The 24,676-nt window shown below is 38.9% G+C and carries 16 protein-coding genes and 2 pseudogenes; 13 read left to right on the top strand and 5 right to left on the bottom strand.

What is annotated here, in order from left to right:
* The first annotated feature begins 133 nt into the window (after positions 1-133).
* Positions 134-2,749, top strand: a complete 2,616-nt coding sequence (polA, locus tag NFR51_RS09590) for a DNA polymerase I (RefSeq protein ID WP_251713455.1) — start codon at positions 134-136, stop codon at positions 2,747-2,749.
* Between the two features lie 563 nt (positions 2,750-3,312).
* On the opposite strand, the gene NFR51_RS09585 is transcribed toward polA, so the two are convergent.
* Positions 3,313-4,035, bottom strand: a complete 723-nt coding sequence (locus tag NFR51_RS09585) for a DUF975 family protein (RefSeq protein ID WP_251713454.1) — start codon at positions 4,033-4,035, stop codon at positions 3,313-3,315.
* A gap of 134 nt (positions 4,036-4,169) precedes the next feature.
* Here NFR51_RS09585 and tgt point away from each other — a divergent pair, with 134 nt between their 5' ends.
* From tgt to NFR51_RS09570, 3 genes are all read left to right on the top strand, one after another.
* A complete protein-coding gene (gene tgt, locus NFR51_RS09580) occupies positions 4,170-5,318 on the top strand; it encodes a tRNA guanosine(34) transglycosylase Tgt (protein ID WP_251713453.1) in 1,149 nt (382 codons plus the stop codon).
* 129 nt (positions 5,319-5,447) lie between these two features.
* Entirely contained in the window at positions 5,448-7,400 is a 1,953-nt protein-coding gene (locus NFR51_RS09575; protein WP_251713452.1) for an alpha-amylase family glycosyl hydrolase, read from the top strand.
* Between the two features lie 34 nt (positions 7,401-7,434).
* Positions 7,435-8,184 (top strand): tRNA1(Val) (adenine(37)-N6)-methyltransferase, encoded by a 750-nt coding sequence (locus tag NFR51_RS09570; RefSeq protein ID WP_251713451.1) that lies wholly within the window; start codon positions 7,435-7,437, stop codon positions 8,182-8,184.
* A 56-nt stretch (positions 8,185-8,240) separates the two neighbouring features.
* On the opposite strand, the gene NFR51_RS09565 is transcribed toward NFR51_RS09570, so the two are convergent.
* The 4 genes from NFR51_RS09565 to NFR51_RS09550 form a co-directional block, all read right to left on the bottom strand.
* Entirely contained in the window at positions 8,241-8,465 is a 225-nt protein-coding gene (locus NFR51_RS09565) for a DUF1797 family protein (protein ID WP_251423346.1), read from the bottom strand.
* 49 nt (positions 8,466-8,514) lie between these two features.
* Positions 8,515-9,849: a glycosyltransferase family 4 protein gene (locus NFR51_RS09560; RefSeq protein WP_251713450.1), complete on the bottom strand. Its 1,335-nt coding sequence runs from the start codon at positions 9,847-9,849 to the stop codon at positions 8,515-8,517.
* 11 nt (positions 9,850-9,860) lie between these two features.
* Complete coding sequence (locus NFR51_RS09555) at positions 9,861-10,859, bottom strand: LTA glycolipid anchor biosynthesis glycosyltransferase, IagA/BgsA family (protein WP_251713449.1); 999 nt, start codon at positions 10,857-10,859, stop codon at positions 9,861-9,863.
* Between the two features lie 96 nt (positions 10,860-10,955).
* Positions 10,956-12,176, bottom strand: coding sequence for a S1C family serine protease (locus NFR51_RS09550; RefSeq protein ID WP_251713448.1), 1,221 nt, complete (start codon positions 12,174-12,176; stop codon positions 10,956-10,958).
* A 305-nt stretch (positions 12,177-12,481) separates the two neighbouring features.
* Here NFR51_RS09550 and rlmH point away from each other — a divergent pair, with 305 nt between their 5' ends.
* The 9 genes and pseudogenes from rlmH to NFR51_RS09510 form a co-directional block, all read left to right on the top strand.
* A complete protein-coding gene (gene rlmH / locus NFR51_RS09545; RefSeq protein ID WP_251713447.1) occupies positions 12,482-12,961 on the top strand; it encodes a 23S rRNA (pseudouridine(1915)-N(3))-methyltransferase RlmH in 480 nt (159 codons plus the stop codon).
* Positions 12,962-13,361: 400 nt separating this feature from the next.
* The gene (gene yajC / locus NFR51_RS09540; protein ID WP_251713446.1) at positions 13,362-13,697 is read left to right on the top strand and encodes a preprotein translocase subunit YajC; all 336 of its coding nucleotides are present in this window, start codon (positions 13,362-13,364) and stop codon (positions 13,695-13,697) included.
* 196 nt (positions 13,698-13,893) lie between these two features.
* A complete protein-coding gene (gene uppS / locus NFR51_RS09535; RefSeq protein WP_251713445.1) occupies positions 13,894-14,631 on the top strand; it encodes an undecaprenyl pyrophosphate synthase in 738 nt (245 codons plus the stop codon).
* Positions 14,628-15,422, top strand: coding sequence for a phosphatidate cytidylyltransferase (locus NFR51_RS09530; RefSeq protein ID WP_251713444.1), 795 nt, complete (start codon positions 14,628-14,630; stop codon positions 15,420-15,422). Before uppS ends, NFR51_RS09530 begins: the two co-directional genes overlap by 4 nt.
* 179 nt (positions 15,423-15,601) lie before the next feature.
* Positions 15,602-16,849 (top strand): RIP metalloprotease RseP, encoded by a 1,248-nt coding sequence (gene rseP, locus NFR51_RS09525; protein WP_251713443.1) that lies wholly within the window; start codon positions 15,602-15,604, stop codon positions 16,847-16,849.
* Positions 16,850-16,875: 26 nt separating this feature from the next.
* The gene (locus NFR51_RS09520) at positions 16,876-18,726 is read left to right on the top strand and encodes a proline--tRNA ligase (RefSeq protein WP_251713442.1); all 1,851 of its coding nucleotides are present in this window, start codon (positions 16,876-16,878) and stop codon (positions 18,724-18,726) included.
* A gap of 427 nt (positions 18,727-19,153) precedes the next feature.
* Entirely contained in the window at positions 19,154-19,528 is a 375-nt protein-coding gene (locus NFR51_RS09515) for a hypothetical protein (RefSeq protein ID WP_251713441.1), read from the top strand.
* Between the two features lie 60 nt (positions 19,529-19,588).
* Positions 19,589-20,194 (top strand): annotated as a pseudogene (locus NFR51_RS11080) (PolC-type DNA polymerase III N-terminal domain-containing protein); the annotation flags it as partial.
* Between the two features lie 516 nt (positions 20,195-20,710).
* Positions 20,711-24,556, top strand: a pseudogene (locus NFR51_RS09510) (PolC-type DNA polymerase III); the annotation flags it as partial.
* Positions 24,557-24,676: the final 120 nt, after the last annotated feature.

The raw sequence follows: 24,676 nt of genomic DNA, 5'->3' as shown, positions 1-24,676 counted from the left end.
TCGAACACAGAAGTTAAGTCCTATTACGCCGGATGTAGTTGGGGGTTGCCCCCTGCGAGATAGGGTAAATGCCAAGTGAACTAAGGAAGCTAAGGCTTCTTTTTTTTTATGAATTTGAGGTATAATAGGAGTTATGGAAAACAAGAAAAATAAATTACTGCTCATTGACGGTTCCTCCCTAGCATTTCGGGCTTTTTTTGCGCTCTACAATCAAGTAGACCGTTTCGTGGCTCCAAGTGGTTTACATACCAATGCTATATATGCCTTTCATCTCATGCTTAATAATCTGGTTGAACGTTTGGAACCTGATCATGTCTTGATTGCTTTTGATGCGGGAAAGACTACTTTTAGAACAGAAATGTTCTCTACATACAAAGACGGTCGGGCGCGAATGCCTGATGAATTCCGGGAGCAACTTCCCTTCATTAAAGAGCTGATTGAAAAACTTGGCTATAATCATTATGAACTAAAAAATTATGAAGCTGATGATATTATTGGTACACTGGACAAAATGGCTGAACTTCCTGAAGCTGGTGCTTATGATGTGACGATTGTTACGGGCGATAAGGATTTGATTCAGTTGGCGGACTCAAATACAACTGTTGAAATTTCCAAAAAAGGTGTGGCGGAGTTTGAGAGCTTTACGCCTACTTATTTGATGGAAAAAATGGGTCTAACTCCGGAACAATTTATCGATCTTAAAGGCTTGATGGGAGATAGCTCAGATAATTATCCAGGTGTAACTAAGGTTGGTGAGAAAACAGCGCTTAAGCTGCTTCAGGAATGGGGTTCTATCGATAATCTTTATGCAAATATTGATTCTCTCAAGCAGAGTAAGATGAAAGACAATCTAATCGCTGATCGTGAGATGGCTTATTTGTCTCGAACGTTGGCAACGATTGATACGAAAGCTCCTATTGAGATTAACCTTGCAGATACGCGAATAAAACCCGCGGATACATCAGGACTTTTGGCTTTCTATGATGAAATGGGATTTGCTCAATTTAAGGCAAAGCTTGAGACAGCTGAAGCTGGTGAGCTTGCGCTGAATTTTGAAGTTATTGAGGACCCCTCTGAAGTTTCTGTAGAAAAGGAAGATTTCTTTTATATTGAAATATTAAATGAGAATTATCATAAAGAGGACATTATCGGCTTTGCTTGGGGAAATAAAGAGAAAATCTTTGTTTCAAAAAATACGGAAATATTGAAGAATTTCGCCTTTCCTGAAAATACATATGACTTTAAGAAAAATAAAGTGCTGCTCCATCGTTTAGGTATTGAACTACCACCTGCTAAGTATGACAGTATGTTGGCTAAATATCTGATTTCCACAACGGAAGATAATAAGGTAGAAACAATAGGACGTTTGTTTGCAAATGACTTTATGCCTACAGATGAGGAGGTATATGGTAAAGGGGCTAAGCGCAGTGTTCCCAAAGATGATGTTTTATTTAAGCATTTGGCGCGTAAGATCCATATTTTGGCTTCTACCAAAGAAGTAATGCTTCAAAATCTTGAAGAAAATGAACAATACCGTCTTCTCACAGAAATGGAGCTTCCTCTGGCCAATGTTTTGGCTAAAATGGAAATTGCAGGCATAGCAGTGGAAGTAAGTACTTTGGAAGAAATCGGAGCTGAAAATGAAAAATTGATTGCTGATTTAACTGCAAAAATTTATGAACTCGCAGGCGAAGAATTTAACATCAATTCGCCAAAGCAGCTCGGAGTTATTCTTTTTGAAAAATTACAGATGCCTCATGGTAAAAAAACGAAAACGGGTTATTCAACTGCTGCAGACATCTTAGAAAACTTAGCCCAAGATTACGAGTTAGTTGCTAAAATACTAGAATACCGTCAAATTTCAAAAATTCAATCCACTTATGTGCAAGGATTAATTCCACAAATAGCAGAGGATGGGCGTATTCATACACGCTATGTTCAGGATTTGACCCAAACAGGTCGTCTTTCATCGGTGGAACCTAACCTACAAAACATTCCTGTCCGCCTAGAAGCAGGTCGTCTAATTCGTAAAGCATTCGTTGCTGATGAGAATAATGTTTTATTAAGTTCAGATTATTCACAAATTGAACTTCGTGTCTTGGCGCATATATCTAAGGATGAACATCTAATCAGTGCTTTTAATCACGGCGCAGATATTCATAGCAGTACGGCTATGCGTGTTTTTGGAATAGATAAATCAGAAAATGTTACATCTAACGACCGCCGTAATGCTAAAGCAGTAAACTTTGGTATTTCTTATGGAGAAACAGAGTATGGTCTAGCGAAGCGTCTAAGTATTTCTAATAAAGAGGCTGCTGATATGATTCGTGCTTATTTTGAACGTTATCCTGGTGTAGCCAACTATATTAGAGAAACTAAACGTGAGGCAAAGGATAAAGGTTATGTCAGTACAATGTTTAACCGCCGGCGTAAACTGCCAGAAATTAATAATCGTAATTTCATGGTGCGGCAAGGTGCCGAGCGGCAGGCAATTAACGCTCCTATACAAGGTTCTGCCGGGGATATCCTCAAAATTGCTATGATTAATCTAGACAGTGCGTTGACAAAAGGAAATTTTAAAGCAAGATTATTACTCCAAGTTCATGATGAAATTATTCTTGAAGTGCCCAAGGAGGAGTTAGCAGATGTTCAAGCCTTAGTAAAACAAACGATGGAGTCTGCTGTAGAGCTCAACGTGCCATTGCTTGCTGATGAAAATACAGGTGATAGCTGGTATGAAGCGAAATAAATTTTTTCTATGAGACAGCAAAATATGATTTACCCAAATTTTACAAAAATGGAACCACCATGGTTGAGGTGATTCCATTTTTTAATAGCTTACTCTATGACAAGTTGTCTTTATGATTTATCAATAATTTTGTTTCTTGACAGTACTAATTAGCCAGATGAAGAAAGCGATGATTGCGAGGCTGAAAAGAAAGTGTGTATTAAAGAAGAGGAGAATTCCTCCCAGGAAAAGTTTTGCAAAGAAAAGGAAGATGAGGAGGGGAAGGATGTATTTGAAAAATCCCTTGAGGAAGAGATAGGTACATAAGAGAATGATGAGTAAGAACAGCATTATGATTTAAACTCCTTAGATTTTTATATACTTATTATATCATCATAAAAAGAGGTGAAAATCAGTCTTCCGCATGATTTTTTTGATATGCGAAGCTAACTTTATGTTTGACGGAAAGTAGAGTTTCCTATCAACATAACATGTTCTTTTTATTATTGTGATTTGCTTATTCGCTATAGCACATCGTTTTATATATGAAAGCTAGAAAAAAAGAAGAACAGTCTGTCTTCTTTTTAATATGTCTTTCTGTTAGGGTCAATTAAGTCTTGATAATAAGCAATGGTAGACATTTCAATGTAGGGAGTTGTCCAGAATTTTGCAAGACCTAAGGTAATACCTGAGAGGATATACCATAAGATAAAGCTCAACAAGAAGAGGAAATAGTTTCCACGAGAACCGCGCATTACTTGGGAAGAAGCATTAAGCACGCTCCAAATACCATTATAAGTACCTGACTCTAATTGGTCAAAAAGAATGTAATCTTTTTGTGACCAACCCAGGCCAAGATAAATAGCAAAAGGAATACCGATAACTGTGATAGTTAGAAGACCAAGAAGCAATGCAGTCACTAAGTGAAGCACAAAAATCTTTATCCAACTGCCATCTTTAAAGGGAGCAAAGACATTTTTAAAGCGTGGGATTGTGCGCTCACCACGATAGATTTTAATGTAATTGAAACGCGCACCAACAGTGATGACATCAATGATGACAGAAAGCAAAGCCCCTATTAAGAAGCCAATAAGCATTGCCAAGAGCAACGAAAGCAGTAATCCTGTTGTTATAACATTGGTATCAAAATTATTGACGGTGTCTATATTGGAATTATAGTCTGATCGGTAAGTCATATTCATTGAGATAATTCCCCCAAAAATTGGGATTAAGAACAGACGTAACTTAGCACCAAAGTTTTCTCTCAGAGCATCCTTGGCTCTTTCTTTTAAATGTTTAAACATCATAGAATCCTCCACCCCTTAGAATACCATAAAAGATGAGGCTTCTCAACCAAAAACTTTCGGATAAAAGCAGTCATAGACTGGCTGGGAAAAATCAAAGAATTTTGGTATACTTGTAGAAGTTTAAAGGAGTTTACATGACTGAACATGCAATAAAATACAGACTAATAAAAAAAGAAAAACACACAGGTGCCCGTCTCGGCGAAATTATAACACCACACGGGACCTTTCCAACACCTATGTTTATGCCTGTAGGGACGCAAGCAACGGTTAAGACACAATCCCCAGAAGAACTCAAAGAGATGGGTTCAGGAATTATTCTTGCCAATACTTATCATTTATGGCTTCGTCCAGGAGATGAGCTTGTTGCTCAAGCAGGAGGTTTGCACAAATTTATGAATTGGGATCAGCCTATTTTAACAGATAGTGGTGGCTTCCAAGTCTACTCTTTGGTGCAAAACAAGAAAAATATCAGCGAGGAGGGCGTTAAGTTTAAAAGTCATCTTGACGGCCGTGAACTTTTCCTCAATCCAGAAAAAGCTATTTCTATCCAAAATAATCTGGGTTCCGATATTATGATGAGTTTCGATGAGTGTCCGCCTTTCTATCAACCGTATGACTATGTCAAGGCTTCCGTAGAACGGACATCCCGATGGGCAGAACGAGGCCTAAAAGCGCATCAACGCCCACATGATCAAGGACTTTTCGGTATCGTGCAAGGTGCTGGATTTGAAGATTTACGTCGCCAATCTGCGCGTGATCTTGTCAGCATGGATTTTCCGGGCTATTCCATCGGTGGGCTTGCTGTGGGTGAGTCACATGCCGAAATGAACGCTGTTCTTGACTTTACAACACCGCTTTTACCAGAAGACAAACCGCGTTATTTGATGGGAGTTGGTGCACCAGATAGTCTAATTGATGGTGTCATCCGTGGTGTAGACATGTTTGACTGTGTATTGCCAACGCGTATTGCGCGTAACGGGACAGCAATGACAAGTTTTGGACGTGTAAACATTAAAAATGCCAAATATGAGCTTGATTTCACACCACTTGATCCAGAGTGTGATTGCTATTGCTGCTCAAATTACACACGCGCTTACTTACGTCATTTATTCAAAGCGGATGAGACATTTGGCCTCCGTCTTTTAAGTTACCACAACTTGTATTTCTTAATTAGTCTGATGACAAATGTTCGCCAAGCTATTGTGGATGACAATCTTTTGGAATTCCGTGAAGACTTCTGCGAAAAGTATGGCTATAATAAACCAAATGCTAAGAATTTTTAAAGAGAGAAGTTGCCGTTCTCTCTTTTTTGTATTTTTTCTATCAATAGTCTCTCACAAGAATATAATACAGTGTAAAAAAATGGTAAAATAAATGAAGAGTGTGTCAGTTATTAAGGGAGGTTTCTCATCATGCTAAACATTTTACAATACGACCCATACCTAGAACCTTACAAAGAAGACTTGTCTCTTCGTCTTTTTGAATTTGCGAGAACAAAAAAGAGATTGCTAGGAATGGAAGGGAGACTGTCGGACTTTGCCAATGGGCATAAATATTTTGGCTTTCAACAAGAAAGGCACAATTGGACTTTTCGTGAATGGGCACCGAATGCAGAAAAAGCTTTTTTAGTTGGGGACTTCAATGAATGGGAGGGCAGCCAGCATGAATTAAAAGCAGCCTATGGGGGAGTTTGGGAAATCGCAGTCCCAGGTCGTTTACCCTTGGGTTCTAAGGTCAAGGTTAAACTTGTTATCAATGGTACGGAGGTCTATAGAGTCCCTTCTTATGCTATGTATGCTGTTCAAAATGAATACTTAGAATTGGATGGGGTTATTGTTGAACCTAAGTATGAATTTAAACATAAGTCTCCTGTTTTAAAAGATACAGCTCCCTTGATCTATGAGGCACACATCGGGATTTCGAGTGAAGAATATAAGATAAATTCTTATAAAGAATTTACAGCAGATGTCCTGCCTCGTATCAAAAAAGCTGGTTACAACACTATACAGCTTATGGCCATTATGGAGCATCCGCTCTATGCTAGCTTTGGCTACCAAGTTTCAAACTTTTTTGCAGTATCGAGTCGCTTTGGTAGCCCAGAGGACTTGATGGAATTGATAGATACGGCCCATGGCATGGGGCTTCGTGTTCTACTGGATGTTGTACATTCACATGCAGTAAAAAATGTGGGTGATGGCTTGAATCTTTTTGATGGAAGTAGCGCTCAATACTTTCATGCAGGGAGTCGAGGTGAGCACGAGGCTTGGAACACGAAACTTTTTAATTATGGTAAGGATGAGGTCATTCATTTCCTCTTATCTAATTTGAAGTTTTGGCTGGAAACATATCATTTTGACGGTTTTCGCTTTGACGGAGTAACCAGCATGCTCTATCACCATCATGGCTTAGGAACAAGTTTTGACAATTATGACAAATATTTTTCTATGGATACGGATATTGAAGCCGCCGTTTACTTGATGCTTGCCAATGAACTTGTTCGCCAAGTTAATCCTAACGCAACAATGATTGCGGAAGACATGTCAGCAATGCCAGGGATGGCTCTTCCTATTTCTGAGGGAGGAATTGGTTTTGATTACCGGCTGTCCATGGGGGTTCCAGACTACTGGATTAAGCAGTTTAAGGAAAAATCAGATGAAGAGCTGAACCTCATGGAGCTTTGGTGGGAACTGACAACACGCCGGCCGGGCGAGAAGAATATCGGTTATGCGGAGAGTCATGACCAAGCTTTGGTGGGCGACAAAACCTTGATGATGTGGCTAGCTAATGAAGCCATTTATGACTCCATGGATATCCATACAGATTCATTGATTATTAATCGTGCACTTGCTTTGCATAAGCTTGTACGGCTGGTTACTTTTAGTTTAGCAGGTGAAGGTTATCTTAACTTTATGGGCAATGAATTTGGTCATCCGGAATGGTTAGACTTTCCTAGAGAAGGAAATCAGGAGAGCTATCAGCATGCACGCCGTCAATGGTCTTTGTCAGAAAATGAAAACTTACGCTTTAAGTATTTATTAAAATTTGATCAGGATATGATTGCTTTGGAGCATAACCATAAATTTTTGAAACAAGGCGGCAGTCTACAACAGTGCTGGATAAAAAATCAGGACAAGCTTTTGGCCTATCGAAAGGGCACACTCCTCTTTGTATTTAATTTCCATCCAAATAGAGAACAAAAACTTAGTCTTTACATGCCAAGTAGGCCAGAATTGATATTTGATACGGATGATAATAAATATGGTGGTTTTGGTCCAAGATCAAGTTTTACATATCAAGAAAAGAATAAAAAACTTGAGCTTTTATTGGCTGAACGTACAGCTATGGTTTTTCAGTTTTCCTCATAGAGAATTTTAGATATGAAAATTGTATAATAAAAGTATGACAGATATCGAATTAAAAGCCGGTGAACGTATTGATCAAATCGCGGCAACAGATGTACAAATAATACAAAGTCGTGACGTTTTTTCATTTTCCATAGATGCCATTCTTCTCGCACGTTTTCCTCGTTTGCCAAAGAAAGGGAAAATTGTAGATATGTGCGCAGGGAATGGCGTTGTTGGACTTTTTGCTAGTTCAATGACAGATTCTCAGATCATAGAACTTGAAATACAGGAGCGCCTTGCGGAAATGACACAGCGGTCCATTAAGCTTAATGGACTAGACGGGCAGATAACTGTCATTAACGATAATTTAAATAAAGCTTTAAACTATATCACGACCTCTTCAGTAGATTTGATTTTTTGTAATCCACCTTATTTCAAATTAGATGATAAAAGCCATGTTAATGAAAACCATCACTATACCTTGGCACGCCATGAGTTGGCAACGAACTTGGATGAAATATTTGAAACCAGTAAGAGGCTTCTAAAAACAAATGGACATCTTGCTTTAGTACATCGTCCGGAGCGCTTTTTTGAAATTATAGACAAGATGAAAAAAAATCACCTTGTTCCTAAGCGCATCCAGTTCGTCTATCCCAAGGCTAACCAAGCAGCGAATATATTACTGATTGATGCCATTAAAGATGGAAAGCCAGGCGGAGAAATCTTCCTTCCTCCTTTGATCGTCCACGATGACTCTGGAAACTATACGGCGGAAATTCAAGAAATTTACTATGGAAAAGCTTGAATGATGGTATAATACATTATAAAAAATAAGAAGCCATCTGTGAATGGCTTCTTATTTTAATAAATCATATCATAAAGTTCAATTGCTACAAGATCGATATCATCAAAGATAGCAACATCTTTTTGTTTTGGGTATTTGATAGAAAAAGCAGTTTCTTCTGGCAGGAAGCTTACAGTTGCAATAACTTCACCTTCGCGTTCAAAGTTGTAAGTTTCTTTTGGATCAGCCGTTTCAATCAAACGATTTAAACGATCCATGATTGCTATCAAATGTGATTTCATTATTTCCTCCAATGCCTATGTTAAGGGCTGTTTTGATTGCCCACAAGCCTTATTTCATATTTTCTTTATCTATTTTAACATAATTTTGTAAATTTTTAGCGAGTTTAGTCGCTTTTCTTGTTAAATATCGTGCACGAATTTTCTCGCGATGAAAAGAACGTTTCATTTGTCTTGACCACTTTTGGGCAGCAATGTCAAATTCGTCTAAAAAATGTTCGGAATTTTTCCGCGCTTGATATTCAACGATAGTGTCTTGATAGAAATTATAAACTTGTTGAGCAAAATTTTCTGCAGAAATTTCGTACAATTTTTTATTAAACTTTTCTTTATTAAGTTCTTGACTTTCGTTTACAGCAGCCAAGACTGTGTCGGCAATATCTTCGTCTGAGGCAAAGAGACGGCCAAATTCTTTGTCATCAATAAGCTGTGTAAGGTAAGGGTTGACAGTTGCTAATACACGCGTCCCTGCAGCCAGAGCTTCAAGATAAGTCAAGCCCTGTGTTTCAGAAGTAGAAGCAGAAATGAAAAAGTCTGCTGCTTTGTAATAATAAGCGGTTTTTTTATTTTCTACAGCTCCTGTGAAGACAACATAGTCCTCTATGTTAAGCTCTGCCACTTGCTCCTGTAGGTTTTTCATATAAGGACCATCTCCTACAATGACTAACTTTATGGCTATTTTTTCTATAAGTTGTGGCATGGATGCAACGACCGCTTGTATGTTCTTTTCAGCAGCAACACGGGATAGACTGAGGAGCATCGTTTCATTATCTGCCAGACCTAAGCTGTGACGCAAGTCTTGGATTTCGTCCAGGGTAATTTCGTCTCGTTTAAAGCGAGATAGATCAATTCCTGTGGGAATAACGCGTTTAGGTAGGCTAATACCATAACTATTCACGGTATCCAACACCATTTGGCTTGGGCAAATAATGGCTTCACTTCCACGTAAAAAGTTTCTGATAATGTATTTAACCATACTTGGACGAATCAAGCGACCTTTAGCAATATAATGCACATAGTCTTCATATTTCGTATGTAAGGTATGAATGACAGGGATTTGAAGCTGCTGTGCGACCATTTTCCCTAAGAGCCCCATTCCAAATTCAGTCTGAGTATGGATAATATCAAGTTGGTAGGTCCTAGCGATTTGATAGGCAGCAAAAACACCCTTGATAACCACCTTACGTTCGGCAAGTGAAACAAATGGAACACTTTGGAAGCGAATGATATTCTCAGGTTCATGATCTACGTCAGCATGCGGATCTGTTGTGGTAAAGATAAAAACCTGATGTCCGAGTTTTTCTAACTCAATAGTTAAGCTTTGAATACTTGTTGCTACGCCACTAATTTGTGGAAAATAGCTGTCTGTAAAAATTCCAATTCTCATAATTTTTTATTTTATAACTCCAAAGTTTGGCGATAAGCAGCCTCTAATTCAGCAGCGACATGTTCAATGGCGCGTGACTGTGCGACTTGATAGCCTTTTTCTATTTTGTTAACTTTTCCATCCAATACTTTTTGCAATGCAGCTACGAAGCTGTCAACATCTGTTCCCATACTCGCTGCTGCATTGTCAAGCCATCCCTTGTAGACAGGAATATCGCGCACGACAACATTTTGATGACTTGCTAAGGCTTCCAGAACAACAATCCCTTCGGTTTCCTCACGAGAGGGGAAGAAAAAAGCAGAAGCAGAAGTCATTGCCCCCTCGTAAATATCTCCCTTGATGTAACCGGGGAAAAGGACATTTGTAGGATGATTTTTTTTGACTAAACGACGTATCCAACCAGGTACAGTCCAAAGGTTCTGATAGCCAAACCATATAAATTTTACATCTGGCATCTTTTCGGCCACTCTTACAAAGTCATCAATACCTTTGCGTTTGAAGTAAAGCCCTGCACATATGACAACTTTTTGCTGGTCTTCAATATTAAAATATTGACGAAAAGCTTTCTCTTTTTCTGGGCTGGCTTGATATTTACTTAAATCTATACCATTAGAGATAGGGATGATGGGGCAGGTGAGACCATAGCCACGTAAAAGACCAGCAGAATATTTGGTAGGTGTAATGACCAAATCAGCCTTCCGATAAAAACGCATCAGATGACGTTTAAACAAAGGAGATACCAAGTTAGAACCAAGGAAAGAATCACGGAAATCTTCTTCAGTGGAATGCCCGTGAAAGATGACCTTCTTGCCAGCTTTTTTTGCTTTCTTGAGCATACGCCAGCTTTGAGGTCCATATGTATTGAGATGCAAGATATCATAATCCTCGTTAGGGTTTTGAGTCCAGTCTATCTGCATCAAATCCAAAGCTCTTTGTTGATGTTTCATTGCACGTCCAATTCCTGAGCGGCTCAAAATTTGTTCGGCTTCTAAGTAAAGTAAAATTTTCATGATTAAACCTATTTTACCACAATTTTATTGACAAAAAATAAATATTCGTTATAATTACTTATCAAAAAATCCCCTTTTTCAAGGGGATGTAATCTTTTAGTTTTGTTTGTCAAAGTTGATATCACTGTTTGTCTTATCAAGCTTGATGTTAGCGGTAGCTTGTTTCCCGTCACGATAGTAAGTAACTTTAATCGTATCTCCGATTGAGGACTTGTAGAGTGTGCTTTGGAGGTTTACACTTGAGGTTACTTCATCATCGTTAATTTTGACGATAACATCTCCCTTCTTAAGTCCAGCCTTAGCTGCTGGCATTCCTGATTGAACTTCAGCTATAGCTACCCCACTTGTCACATTTTCAGGAAGATTAAGTGAAGCCAGCATATTTTGTGAAAGACTAGATAAGTTGACCATCTGGACACCCAGAGCAGGTCGAATCACTTTGCCATCTTTCTCCAACTTGTTGATAATATTTACAACATCATTTGCAGGAATAGCAAAGCCCATCCCTTCTACGGAAACACCGTTACTGCTTGTACCACTTGGAGTTGAGGTAATCTTACTTGATGTAATTCCAATGACTTGTCCTTGAATGTTGATGAGCGCACCACCAGAGTTACCTGGGTTGATTGCTGCATCTGTTTGAATAGCATTGACATTAATTGTTTGTCCTTGATTATTTTGAAGAACAACATTGCGATTAAGACTTGAAACGATACCTTCAGTTGCTGAGTTAGCATATTCACTTCCAAGGGGAGAACCGACTGCTATAGCAGGCTCACCGACGGTAAGCTTATCAGAATTACCAAAGGTTGCTGTTTCTTTGACGTATTTAGCATCAATCTTGAGAACAGCCAAGTCAGAATATGCATCTGATCCCACAACTTCAGCAGTTACTTTTTGACCGCCAGCCATGAGTACTTCTAGAGAAGAAGCGCCTTCAATTACGTGATAGTTTGTTACAACGTAAGCTGTATTGCCATCTTTTTTATAAATGACACCAGAGCCTTCGCCTGCAAGTTGTGGATTATTACTATCATTATTGTTATTGTTGTTCTCATTGCCAAAAATACGTTCTAAATCACTATTTGAAGATGATTTTTGATAATTTAAAACAGAGACAACAGTATTTGAAATCTTTTTAATTGCTTTAGTTGTATCAGTATTGACTTGGACATTAACCGTGTTCACAGAGCTATTGGTATTGTTATTTGCCGTCGATGTGTTGGTCATGTTTTGATAAATGGCACTTCCTCCAAGGGCGATAGCTCCTCCAGCCACGCCAGTAATGAGTAATGAAGTGATATTTTTTTTCTCCATAATAGAAGTTTCTCCTTTTCCAGTAAGAAATATTTATACACAAGTATAATGCATATTCCTTAAATAATCTTTAATATTACATGTATGAATTGAGGGATACTCACATACATAATGATACCTCAAAAGCGGATAAAAAGGAAATATAAGAGAAAGTTTTCCACAAATCTGTGAAAAAGTCGGGGAGAACTGTGAACAAGTGAATAAAATTCACAACTTTTCCACAGAAATGTGGAAAAAGTATAAAAAATGTTGATAAATATGGCTTTCATTTTGCTTTCAATTGGGGAAAAAGATAAAATAAAGGAATGAAAATAAAATTAATCGTTGTAGGAAAGCTTAAAGAAAATTATCTAAGGGAAGGTGTCGCTGAATATCAAAAAAGAATGCGCACAATGGCACCTGTTGAAATCATTGAGTTAACTGACGAAAAAATCCCCGATAATCCATCAGATAAAGAAAAGGAAGCAATAAAAAATAGAGAAGGTGAAAAAATTCTTGCCCGCATAAATGATGGAGATAAGTTGGTGATTCTTGCTATTCAAGGCAAATTAATGACAAGTGAAGACTTGGCGACTTTTGTCAAAAATTGTGAAATTTATGGAACGCGCCACTTGGTCTTAGTTATAGGAGGTTCTTTGGGACTATCGGATGCTGTTTATAAGAGAAGTGACTTACAAGTTTCCTTTGGACGCTTTACTTTACCTCACCAACTGATGCGGCTTGTTTTGATGGAACAAATTTATCGCGCACAAATGATTAACAGAGGGAGTGCTTATCACAAATGAAAAACATTGAAGAATTTCGCGTTCATGCTGATGAGGAAAGACATTAAACAAAATACTTTAGATTGGGTCCAAGGATGAGAAATTCTGGATGCGTTGTATCGCTATTAGTTGTCAACGTGGTTTAAAGGCGGAAACAGATTCGGAACGCTTCGGAGAAGTCGTCCTTAATCACTTATGGATGCATGAAATTTTATAATAAGGCGTTTTGGTTGGGCATTAAGAGATTATTTTAAAACAAATCCCCAAATGGGTGAGGAGATTTTTTGAGGAACATGAGGGAAAGCTGTCTTCTCTATCTGTACAAGAAGCAGGAAAATATTTATAGACAGCCCTTATAAAATGTGCTATAATGGTCCTATTGTCTGTGGATAATCGATGTTTTTAAAGGAGAAATTAATAAATGAATGTTATGTCTTTGATCTTTATGGTTGTTGTTGTAGGTGGGATGATGTTCTTCATGAATCGTAGCCAAAAGAAAGCCCAACAGCAGCGTCAAGAACAATTGAATTCAATGGTTATTGGTGCAGAAATTGTAACTATCGGTGGTTTACACGGTGTTTTGAGCAGTATCAATGAAGCAGATGCTACAATCGAGTTGGACTGTGAAGGGGTTATTTTGACTTTTGACCGTGCAGCTGTTAAAACAGTAAAAAATAACACAGTTGAAGCGCCAGTTGTTTCAGAAACAACAGTTGTTGAAGAAACAGTAAAAGAAGACAACCCAGTCGAAGAATAAGCAAGGAAAGAAGCGTTTGAAAACCTATCAAGATTTTGGGTGGGTTTTTTCTTTTTCTAAAATACTTCATATTTATATGTAAAAAGCATGAAGCAGAAAAAAGCTTTGAGAGAGCCCATCTAGGGCGGTGTATATCGAATTTCTCTGTGTTTTTCTTTAAAATATGATAAAATGGGGATACTGACTGTGAGGTGCTATGTTTAATAACTTAAAAAATAACTCGCAAGAGCAAATTCCAGTACCACAGCATATTGGAATAATTATGGATGGAAATGGTCGTTGGGCTAAAAGTCAAGGAAAACCAAGGATTTTTGGTCACAAAGCTGGAATGGATGCATTAAAAACGGCAGCTATTCATGGACAGCACCGTGGCGTAAAAGTAATGACGGTCTATGCTTTTTCAACAGAAAATTGGTCTCGGCCCATGGATGAAATCAAATTTATCATGAGTTTGCCCATTGATTTTTACAGCAAATATCTTCCAATCCTTAATGAAGAAAATATACAGATTCGGATGATTGGCGAACGTGAAGGCTTGCCAAAAGCTACTTTAAATTCAATTGATAGAGCGGCGGCCGAAACATCCAATAATACGGGTATGATTCTCAACTTTGCCATGAATTATGGTGGACGGCGTGATATTTTACTAGCCGTTCAAAATTTAGCCAAAAGTGGGAAAAATTTGTCAAAAATTACTGAAGAAGAACTTTCTGATTACTTGCAGACGTCAATTTTACCCAAAGACTTACGAGATCCAGATTTGATTATACGGACGTCAGGAGAATTACGCTTGTCTAACTTTTTACCATGGCAAGCTGCATATAGTGAACTCTATTTTACAGACACAGCTTGGCCGGATTTTGATGAAGCAGCGTTGGATGCCGCTATTTTAGAGTTTCAAAAACGTGATCGCAGATATGGAGGAGTGAAATGATAAAGCGTACAATCACCGCTATTATCGGAGGAGCCGTTTTTATAGGTCTCATGTTAATAGGAGGAGGCTTTTTCCAGATTTTAATAGCTTTGTTGGTCATTATAGCTATGAATGAACTATTCAAGATGCATAAGCTTCAGCTCATGTCTTTTGAAGGCATTTTGTCAACAATGGCTGCCCTTTGCTTGTCACTACCTATAGGTAGATATTTCTTTGGAATGGGTGTTGAAGGCAGTATCCTGCTCTTCATGGTTTGCCTTTTTGCGATGTTGACAGCGATGGTTTTTTCAAAAGGCTCTTACAGTTTTGAGGATATTGGTTTTCCCTTTCTTTCGGCATTTTATGTAGGAATGGGTTTTCAAAGCTTGCTTCTGGCACGCGAAAGTGGCTTGGCAGTAGTCTTTCTGGCCTTATTCATTGTTTGGTCTACAGATATAGGCGCTTACTTTGTTGGAAAATCAATTGGAAAACGTAAATTGATTCCAGATGTTTCACCTAATAAGACAGTGGAAGGTTCTGTTGGAGGCATCTTTTCAGCCGTAGTTGTTACGATTATCATGTTCATTTTTTATAAAAATGAACTCCCGCAAATTGGTTTTGTAAAACTTATCCTTTTCACAATTGTCTTTTCCATCGTCGGACAAATCGGTGATTTGGTAGAATCAAGTATTAAACGGCATTATGGAGTTAAAGACTCGGGAAAACTTTTGCCAGGTCATGGTGGTGTACTTGATCGTTTTGATAACTTGATATTTGTCTTTCCAGTCATGCATTTGCTAGGCTTGTTTTAAGGCAGTCAAATAAGAAGTCCATAGATTAAAAACACTCTTATTTCACATTTTATTACGCTTTAGGTAAAATATAGTGTTAGGGAGAGTTTTATTTTAGGGAAGATAAAAATACAAGTAGCTTCTGAAACGAGGAGCTTCAGAAGAGGATATGAATTCAGAATATTAAGGGAGGAACGTTATTGATTCAAACACTGATAACATTCATCATTGTCTTTGGCATTATTGTTGTTGTACATGAGTACGGGCATCTTTTCTTTGCGAAGCGCGCGGGAATTTTAGTTCGCGAGTTTTCAATTGGAATGGGGCCGAAAATTTTTGCGCACCAAGCCAAAGATGGTACTTTTTATAGTGTTCGTATACTTCCTCTTGGTGGTTACGTTCGTATGGCCGGCTGGGGTGATGACACAACAGAAATTAAAAAAGGAACTCCTGCATCTCTGATGCTTGTGGAAGATCAGGTTGTCAAAATAAACCTTTCAGACCGAGTGAACTTGGAAAACAGTGTTCCTATGCTGATCACGGAATATGATTTTGAAAAAGCACTTTTTATTGAAGGAGAGGTCTTTGGAGAAACGCGCCGTTATCCAGTCGACCATGATGCAACAATTATTGAAGGGGATGGTACGGAAATTCGTATTGCGCCTTTGGATGTTCAATACCAAAGTGCCAGCGTAATCGGCAAGATATTGACGAATTTTGCAGGACCTTTGAACAATTTTATTTTAGGAATTATAGCCTTCATCATTATTACTTTTATGCAGGGCGGTGTACCTTCGAATACAAACGAGATTGGGCAAGTTCAGCCCGGAACACCAGCTTACACAGCTGGTTTGCAAGCTAAGGATAAAATCCAAGCTGTTGATGGGCACAAAACCGCTGACTGGAATGAGGTTGCTCAACGCATTAGTGAAAATGAAGGACAAACAGTTACATTAGACATTGAGCGTGAAGGAACGCATAAGACTGTAGAAGTTAAACCTGAAAAAGTAGAAGACAGATACCTTATAGGCATTACACGTTCGCTGAAAACAGGCTTTGTTGACAAGATTACAGGCGGCTTTACGCGAGCGATTGATGCAGCGACGCTCATTTTTAAAGCCTTAGGGAATCTCATTTCACAACCTAGCTTTGATAAACTTGGTGGACCAGTCGCCATTTATGATTTGAGTGGACAGGCCGCGCGAGAAGGGATAACTTCTGTCATTGCTTTGCTCGCAATGCTGTCGATTAACCTAGGAATTGTAAACCTCATTCCTATACCTGTTCTTGATGGTGGAAAAATTGTGCTGAACATCATTGAAGCTCTACGTGGCAAACCATTGTCGCAGGAAAAAGAAGGAATTTTGACTCTCATTGGCCTTGTCTTCATGGTTCTCCTAATGATTGCAGTAACTTGGAATGATATCCTCCGAGCCTTTATTAGATAAGAAACGAAAAATTTAAGGAATAAAATATGAAACAATCAAAAATGCTTATACCAACGCTTCGTGAAATGCCAAGCGATGCGCAAGTTATATCACATGCTCTTTTAGTTCGTGCGGGTTATGTCCGTCAAATCTCAGCCGGTATTTATGCCTACTTACCCTTGGCAAACCGAGTTCTTGAAAAGCTTAAAACAATCATGCGCGAAGAATTTGAAAATATCGGAGCTGTCGAACTTTTAGCTCCAGCTCTTTTGACAGCGGATTTGTGGCGCGAATCAGGACGTTATGATACTTATGGGGAAGATCTCTATAAGCTTAAAAATCGTGATCATTCAGATTTTATCTTGGGACCGACACATGAAGAAACGATGACAGCTTTGGTACGTGACGAAGTGACTTCATATAAAAAGCTCCCCTTGAATGTTTACCAAATTCAATCGAAATATCGCGATGAAAAGCGTCCACGTTATGGTTTGCTCCGGGGACGTGAGTTCATCATGAAGGATGGATACAGTTTCCATGCCGACTACGAAAGTCTGGATGAAACTTACAGTGACTACAAGCGTGCTTATGAGAACATTTTTAGTCGTGCAGGTCTTGATTTCAAAGCAATCATTGGTGACGGTGGTGCGATGGGTGGTAAAGACAGCCAGGAATTTATGGCTATTACAGCCGATCGGACAGATCTTGAAAAATGGTTGGTTCTTGGAAATTCAATCGAATCAATTGATGAAATCCCTAACACAGTTATTGAGCAAATCAAAGAAGAACTGTCTAAATGGCTAGTTGCCGGTGAAGATACGGTCGTTTATGCTGAGGGTGGTGATTATGCAGCCAATTTAGAAATGGCAACAAACAAGTTTGAAAATATTGCTAGCTATACAGAAACTTTAGAGCTTGAAAAAGTTGCTACTCCTGGTGCGAAGACCATCGATGAAGTTGCGGCATTTTTAGAAGCAGATGTTGCTGAAACCATCAAAACACTCGTTTTCCGTGCAGATGAAGAACTCATCGTTGTTCTTATGCATGGAAATGATGAGCTTAATGAAGTGAAGTTGCAAAATTACTTGGAAGCGAATGTTATTGAGCCTGCAACTGAAGCAGATGTTGAAAGTTTGTCAGGCGCTCACTTTGGCTCACTTGGACCAATTGGCCTTAAGGGCGTTAAAATTATTGCTGATCGCGAAGTTGAAGTAGTTAAGAATGCTATTGTTGGCGCAAACGAAGACGGCTTCCATTATCGCAATGCTAATCTTGGGCGTGATTTTGAAGTAGATGAATTTGTTGATTTGCGTATCGTCAATGAAGGTGAGGTATCACCAGATGGACGTGGCACACTTAAGTTTGCGCGTGGTATTGAAATCGGCCATATTTTTAAGTTGGGAACGCGCTACTCTAATTCAATGGGAGCTAATATTCTTGACCAAAATGGTAAAGCCGTACCAATAGTTATGGGATGCTATGGCATCGGTGTAAGCCGCATGCTTTCAGCTATTCTTGAACAATTTGCGCGAATCTATGTAGAAAAAACACCGCGTGAGGAGTACAAGTTCAGCTGGTCAATTAATTTCCCTAAAGAACTAGCTCCATTTGATATACATCTGGTTCCAGTGAATACGAAAGATGAAGAAGCGATGGCTGTAACTGCTGAATTGGAGACAGCCCTTCGTGGTAAAGGCTATCAAGTTCTTGTGGACGACCGCAATGAACGTGCGGGAGTCAAGTTCGCCGACAGCGATTTGATTGGCTTACCTGTTCGGGTAACAATCGGTAAAAAAGCAAGCGAAGGCATCGTTGAAGTCAAAATTCGCGCAACAGGTGAAGTTGTCGAAATCAATAAAGAAGAACTTATCAATACGATTGAGATTTTGACGAAATAAGATGTCTCAGATTAAGCCTCTAAAACTTTATCTGGTAAGTTTTTAAAGTATAAATGAAAAGATTGAGATTGGAATTGTCTCAATCTTTTTTATATCTTTTCTTGAAAGAAAAAGATTATGTTACAATTTTTTAGAGGAAGTTCCTCTTATTCTATTAAGCCAATAAGCAAAGATTGTCATGAAAAAAGTAAAGTTAATACTGAGAAGCTTGCAAGGCGATGCAAAATACCTAAATCAATTCTTGCCTGTATCTGGGAAATAATTTGTTTATTTCCACCTTTTGGTAGGTAAAACTTAAAAATAAATCCCTTTTGGGAAAGGGAGGCTAATCACAATTGAACATAGCTAGCATTATTTTTATTATTTTCCTCCAGAAGCTCTTAATAAAATGAACTTAGAATATCTAATAAAGGTTAGGTGTATCATTATGAAATTATTTTTCTTAGGTTTAGCATTTATGCTAGGCACAAATTTTTTAAGTAGATTTGTGCAATGGGGGCTTGTGGCTTTCCTCGAATTTCCCCTCAATCTGACGACAGAATTATTAAGTCTAGCCATTTCTGGTCTTTTTTTGATAGCAGTCCTTATGTTTGGATCTCGGAAAAATGACACCCTAAAGTTAATTTTTTTATCATTCTTATTGCTCACCCATTTTTTCAGTCAGCTTTTCAACCACATGTTTGTTTCTGGCTTTGATTTTCCCGACACTCTAGCTACAGACTTGTTAAGTTTTGCTCTTCCTGCTCTTATCTTTGGAGTACTTTTTGCTATCCTAGGGCGAAAGGCTAATGTTTCGAAGTGAAATCTACGTGTTTTTTCTAAAATTAAAAAGGCTGACATCATTTTCAGTCTTTTTGATTTCATGATAAATTCCGATAAAAAGCAGAGATGTTGCTTTTTTGTTATAATGAAGGATACAGAAAAAATAGAGATATGCGGAGAAAATATGGAAAATCTTTTTGAAAAATTGATGGAACAGATAAAAATGCCAAGCCAAATTCGCGAATCGGCTCTTTTTTCAACTGCAGAAATCGAGAATGTAGAGGTACATACGGAGCGTAAACTTTGGAAATTTCAATTGAAGTTTGAAAAAATTATACCGGTTGAACAATGGAAGATTTTGTCTGGATTAATTGAGTCCGCTTTTTCAAATATCGCTGAAACAGAACTTTCGATAGATGTAAAAGAGCCAGCATTTGACGAACAAGTGCTCAATGATTACTATCAAGTTGCATTAACTTTGCCAGGACTTTCTGATACAGCCTTTGCCAACATTTTTAAAAAATATCGTATGGAGCAACGGGGAGTGCAGATTAATCTTCTGGTTGAAGATAATCCACAACTGGACCATTTTGTAAAAAAAGATTTTCCGATTTTAGAGGAAAAGTTTAAAGCCTTTGGTTTTGGAGCACTCACGATTCGCCCAGTTGTCGATGAGGCATTGACACAGGAAAATCGTGAAGAGCATGAGCGTAAGGTAAGCAATATGTTGGCAGCAGAGTCTGCTTCACAATATCAAATCAGTGAACTGAAAAAAATACGTTCTGATGAGATGACGGCTAAAGCAGAAAAAGCGCCTGAAAAAATAGATACAGCTCTAGCAGAAGGGGTTTCATTTGGTCGTAAAATTAACGGCAGCAGTCCTGTAACCTCAATGAGTTTCATTGCCGGTGAGGGAAGTGGAGTCATCTTTGAAGGTTATGTTTTCGAGGCGCACCACCGTGAATTCCCAAGCCATAGTACAGGCAAGACCAATCATGTCCTAGAGATGAAACTTGCCGATGATACAGCCGTTTTTCAAGTTATCAAATGGGGACGCAAGGAGAATGAAATTTCTCAATTTGATAAGATTGTTGACAAGGTCAAAGCAGCAAACATGAGTGAGGAGGGAAGCATTCAGTTTGAGCAAGGCATCTGGCTACGTGTACGTGGGAATATTGCTCATGATATTTATAAAGATGATTTGGTGATGACAGTAAGTGATGCTGTTGAAATTGCAAAGAAAGAAGACTGTAGCAAGATTGCTTCTCAGATTAATGCTGTGAAGTCTGATAAAATTCAAATCGGTCGTGAAATAAAAAACTCCGAGCCAATCACACCAATGCGTTCAGTGAGCGAATTTTCAACCCGGGGTCCAGTTGTCTTTGAAGGCTATATTTTTAAAAGTGAACTGCGGGAGATAAAATCGCGAAAAACAGGAAATGTTAGCCACTTGCTCGAGCTTGAAATGACAGACTATACATCAAGTTTCTATATTTCAAGATGGGTAAGAGACGATGAAGAAATTGCGCTTGCGAAACAATTGACCGGGATTTGGGCCCGTGTTCGTGGTGTTGTAAAGCATGATGAATACAAAAAAGATCTTATCTTGCAAATGAATGACTTGCAAGAAATTCCAACTCAAAGGGTTCGAGAAGACAAGGTGGCGGCTGAAGACAAGCGAGTTGAATTTCATAGTCACACAAACATGTCGACCATGGATGCGATGCCATCGGCCAGCAAACTTGTTGCTCAGGCAGCTAAATTTGGTCATAGAGCGATTGCCATTACAGACCATGCGGGGCTGCAAGCTTATCCAGAAGCGTACCAAGCTGGAAAAAAACATGGCATAAAAATTATTTATGGTGTAGAAGCAAATCTTGTGGAGGACAAGATTCCGATTGTTTACAATGAAGAAGACGTGAACATGTATGAATCAACTTATGTCGTCTTCGACGTGGAAACAACAGGTCTGTCAGCTGTACATAATGATCTGATTCAGATTGCTGGAACTAAAATGCATAAGGGAAACCCCATTGCTGAGTTTGATGAATTTATTAACCCTGGCTATCCTATCAGTAATTTCACAACAGAGCTGACAGGTATCACACAAGATCATTTGAAAAATGCTAAACCACTATATGAGGTCTTAAAATCATTTCAAGAGTTTTGTGAAGGCAGTATCTTAGTCGCCCATAATGCCACCTTTGACGTGGGCTTCATGAATATGAATTATCAGAGAAATGGTTTACCTATCATTACACAGCCGGTAATTGATACATTAGAATTTGCGCGTAATCTTTATCCTTGGATGAAACGTTTTGGTTTGGGACAGCTGACCAAGAAATTCCAGATTGCTTTGGAGCACCACCACATGGCTAACTATGATGCTGAAGCGACTGGAAGGCTTTTGTTTGTTTTTCTTAATGAAGTGCGTGAACGTCATGGATGGACATCACTTCTGGACCTAAATGACAAGCTGGTTGCGGAAGATTCTTATAAGAAGGTTCGACCAAAACACGTAACACTCTATGCTCAAAGTCAAATTGGTTTGAAAAATTTGTTTAAGCTGGTAAGCTTCTCAAATGTTAAATATTTATCTGGTGTTCCACGTATTCCGCGTTCTGTTTTACAGGAGCACAGAGAAGGCATTATTGTAGGATCAGCCTGCAAATCAGGCGAAGTTTTTGAAGCAATAACGAATAAAACCTTTGAAGAAGCTCTAGAAATTGCGAAGTTCTATGATTTTATTGAGGTAATGCCTCCGGCACTTTATCAGTCGCTTGTCGTTGGTGGAAGTTTCAAAAATGAAAAAGAACTGCATCAAGCACTTAAGGACCTAATAAAACTTGGGAAAAAACTGGGGAAACCTGTTTTAGCAACAGGAGATGTGCACTATATAAACCCAGAAGAAGCAATCAATCGTGAGATTATTGTTCGTTCACTTGGACAAGGGTCGGAAATAAACTGGACACAAGGACATGGTGAACATGCAAAGCCTCTACCACTACCAGAAGCACACTTCCGCACGACAGATGAAATGCTGGAAGCATTCAGCTTTTTAGATGAGGAAATAGCGCGTGAAATTGTTATCACAAACACTCAAAAAATGGAAGAACAGTTTGAGGAGTTAACTCCTGTAAGGGAAGATCTCTATACACCAAAGATGACATTTGAGGGAGGAGAAAGCTCGGAGGAGCGTATTACCCGTCTGACTTATGAGAAAGCCCATGAATGGTATGGAAATCCCTTGCCAGACATTGTTGATGCACGTTTAGAAAAAGAATTACGCTCGATTATAGGTAATGGTTTTTCAGTGGTCTATATTATTTCCCAAGAGCTTGTGCGCCGTTCAAATGAGCGGGGCTATATAGTGGGGTCCCGAGGTTCTGTTGGTTCCTCACTTGTCGCAACCATGATTGGAATCACGGAGGTCAATCCCCTTGCGCCACATTATCGCTGTCCAGAATGCCAGTATTTTGAATGCTATGATGACGGCAGCTATGGTTCGGGTTACGATATGCCGGATAAGAATTGCCCAAAGTGTAACCATAAATTAATCAAGGATGGCCATGATATTCCTTTTGAAACCTTCCTCGGATTCAAAGGAGACAAGGTTCCCGATATTGATTTGAATTTCTCGGGTGATGACCAACCTTTAGCTCACTTAGATGTTCGAGATATTTTCGGAGAAGACTATGCTTTCCGGGCGGGAACGATTGGTACGGTTGCTGAAAAAACGGCTTTTGGTTTTGTCAAGGGCTATGAGCGAGACTATAATCAGTTTTATAGCAATGCTGAAATTGATCGACTAGCGATGACCTCGACGGGAGTAAAACGGACAACAGGACAGCATCCAGGTGGAATCATTGTAATCCCTAATTATATGGATGTTTATGACTTTACACCGGTTCAATATCCTGCAGATGACACGCGAGCAGAGTGGCAGACGACACACTTTGACTTTCATGCCATTCATGATAATATCTTAAAACTAGATATTCTTGGACATGATGATCCGACAATGATTCGAAAACTTCAAAGTTTATCAGGGATTGTTCCACAAGACATTCCAATGGATGATAAAGAAGTGATGAAACTATTTACAGGAACTGAGTCACTGGGGATTACCGAAGAACAACTTGGCGCCAAGTTAGGAACTCTAGGTATTCCTGAAATGGGGACTTTTACTTCCATGAATATGATTGCTGAAGCTAAGCCAAAATCTTTTGCTGATTTATTACAGATTTCTGGTCTTTCACATGGTACGGATGTATGGGCAGGAAACGCTCAAGAGCTGATTCGTTCAGGAATTGCTGATTTATCCAGTGTGATTGGCTGTCGAGATGACATCATGGTCTATCTGATTCACTCTGGCTTAGAGGAGTCCATGGCCTTCAACATCATGGAGCGTGTCCGCAAGGGAATGTGGAGTAAAATTGGAGCAGAAGAACGCGAAACATATATTAAAGCAATGCGAGAGCATGGTGTACCCGATTGGTATATCGAGTCTTGCTCAAAAATCAAATACATGTTTCCAAAAGCCCATGCGGCAGCCTACATTATGATGGCACTTCGCGTCGCCTATTTCAAGGTACATAAACCAATTCTGTACTATTGTGCGTGGTTCTCTATTCGTGCCACTACATTTGATATAGCGACCATGGGAGCTGGCTTAGAGGCAGTGAAGGCCAAGATGAAAGAAATTCGAGATAAAGGATTTGATGCGACAAATACTGAAGTATCTTTGCTGACAACTTTAGAACTCTGCAATGAGATGCTTGAACGCGGGTATAAATTTGGCAAGATTGACCTTTATCGCAGTGAAGCCACAGAATTTGTTATTGATGGAGATACACTCATTCCACCGTTTGTTACGATGGACAGTCTGGGAGAAAACGTTGCGAAACAACTGGTTGAAGCCCGGAAAGATGGTGAATTTTTAAGTATCATGGAGCTTCGTAAACGAGGCGGCCTATCTCAATCTATAGTTGATAATATGAAATCTCTGGGAATACTGGATGGAATGCCAGAGGATAATCAGCTGAGTCTCTTTGAAGAACTTTTTTAATTAAAAAACAAAAAAAGGCACTGATGTGTCTTTTTTTCACCTATAGAAACGCGACAACAGCGGGCTTAAACCGGCCGATCTTAAAAAAAGAGGAGGAAAAGGTTATTTTATTCTTGACAA

Origin of the sequence: Lactococcus ileimucosae (assembly GCF_943193185.1) — a bacterium.
GTDB lineage: Bacteria > Bacillota > Bacilli > Lactobacillales > Streptococcaceae > Lactococcus > Lactococcus ileimucosae.
The sequence above is the reverse complement of the archived record's forward strand: the minus strand, read 5'-3'. Positions and strand labels throughout refer to the sequence as shown.

Bases quoted from the DNA above. Each gene is read 5' to 3' on its own strand.
- polA (WP_251713455.1), top strand. From the start codon at position 134: ATGGAAAACAAGAAAAATAAATTACTGCTCATTGACGGTTCCTCCCTA.
- NFR51_RS09585 (WP_251713454.1), bottom strand. From the start codon at position 4,035: ATGATGTTTAAACATTTAAAAGAAAGAGCCAAGGATGCTCTGAGAGAA.
- tgt (WP_251713453.1), top strand. From the start codon at position 4,170: ATGACTGAACATGCAATAAAATACAGACTAATAAAAAAAGAAAAACAC.
- NFR51_RS09575 (WP_251713452.1), top strand. From the start codon at position 5,448: ATGCTAAACATTTTACAATACGACCCATACCTAGAACCTTACAAAGAA.
- NFR51_RS09570 (WP_251713451.1), top strand. From the start codon at position 7,435: ATGACAGATATCGAATTAAAAGCCGGTGAACGTATTGATCAAATCGCG.
- NFR51_RS09565 (WP_251423346.1), bottom strand. From the start codon at position 8,465: ATGAAATCACATTTGATAGCAATCATGGATCGTTTAAATCGTTTGATT.
- NFR51_RS09560 (WP_251713450.1), bottom strand. From the start codon at position 9,849: ATGAGAATTGGAATTTTTACAGACAGCTATTTTCCACAAATTAGTGGC.
- NFR51_RS09555 (WP_251713449.1), bottom strand. From the start codon at position 10,859: ATGAAAATTTTACTTTACTTAGAAGCCGAACAAATTTTGAGCCGCTCA.
- NFR51_RS09550 (WP_251713448.1), bottom strand. From the start codon at position 12,176: ATGGAGAAAAAAAATATCACTTCATTACTCATTACTGGCGTGGCTGGA.
- rlmH (WP_251713447.1), top strand. From the start codon at position 12,482: ATGAAAATAAAATTAATCGTTGTAGGAAAGCTTAAAGAAAATTATCTA.
- yajC (WP_251713446.1), top strand. From the start codon at position 13,362: ATGAATGTTATGTCTTTGATCTTTATGGTTGTTGTTGTAGGTGGGATG.
- uppS (WP_251713445.1), top strand. From the start codon at position 13,894: ATGTTTAATAACTTAAAAAATAACTCGCAAGAGCAAATTCCAGTACCA.
- NFR51_RS09530 (WP_251713444.1), top strand. From the start codon at position 14,628: ATGATAAAGCGTACAATCACCGCTATTATCGGAGGAGCCGTTTTTATA.
- NFR51_RS09520 (WP_251713442.1), top strand. From the start codon at position 16,876: ATGAAACAATCAAAAATGCTTATACCAACGCTTCGTGAAATGCCAAGC.
- NFR51_RS09515 (WP_251713441.1), top strand. From the start codon at position 19,154: ATGAAATTATTTTTCTTAGGTTTAGCATTTATGCTAGGCACAAATTTT.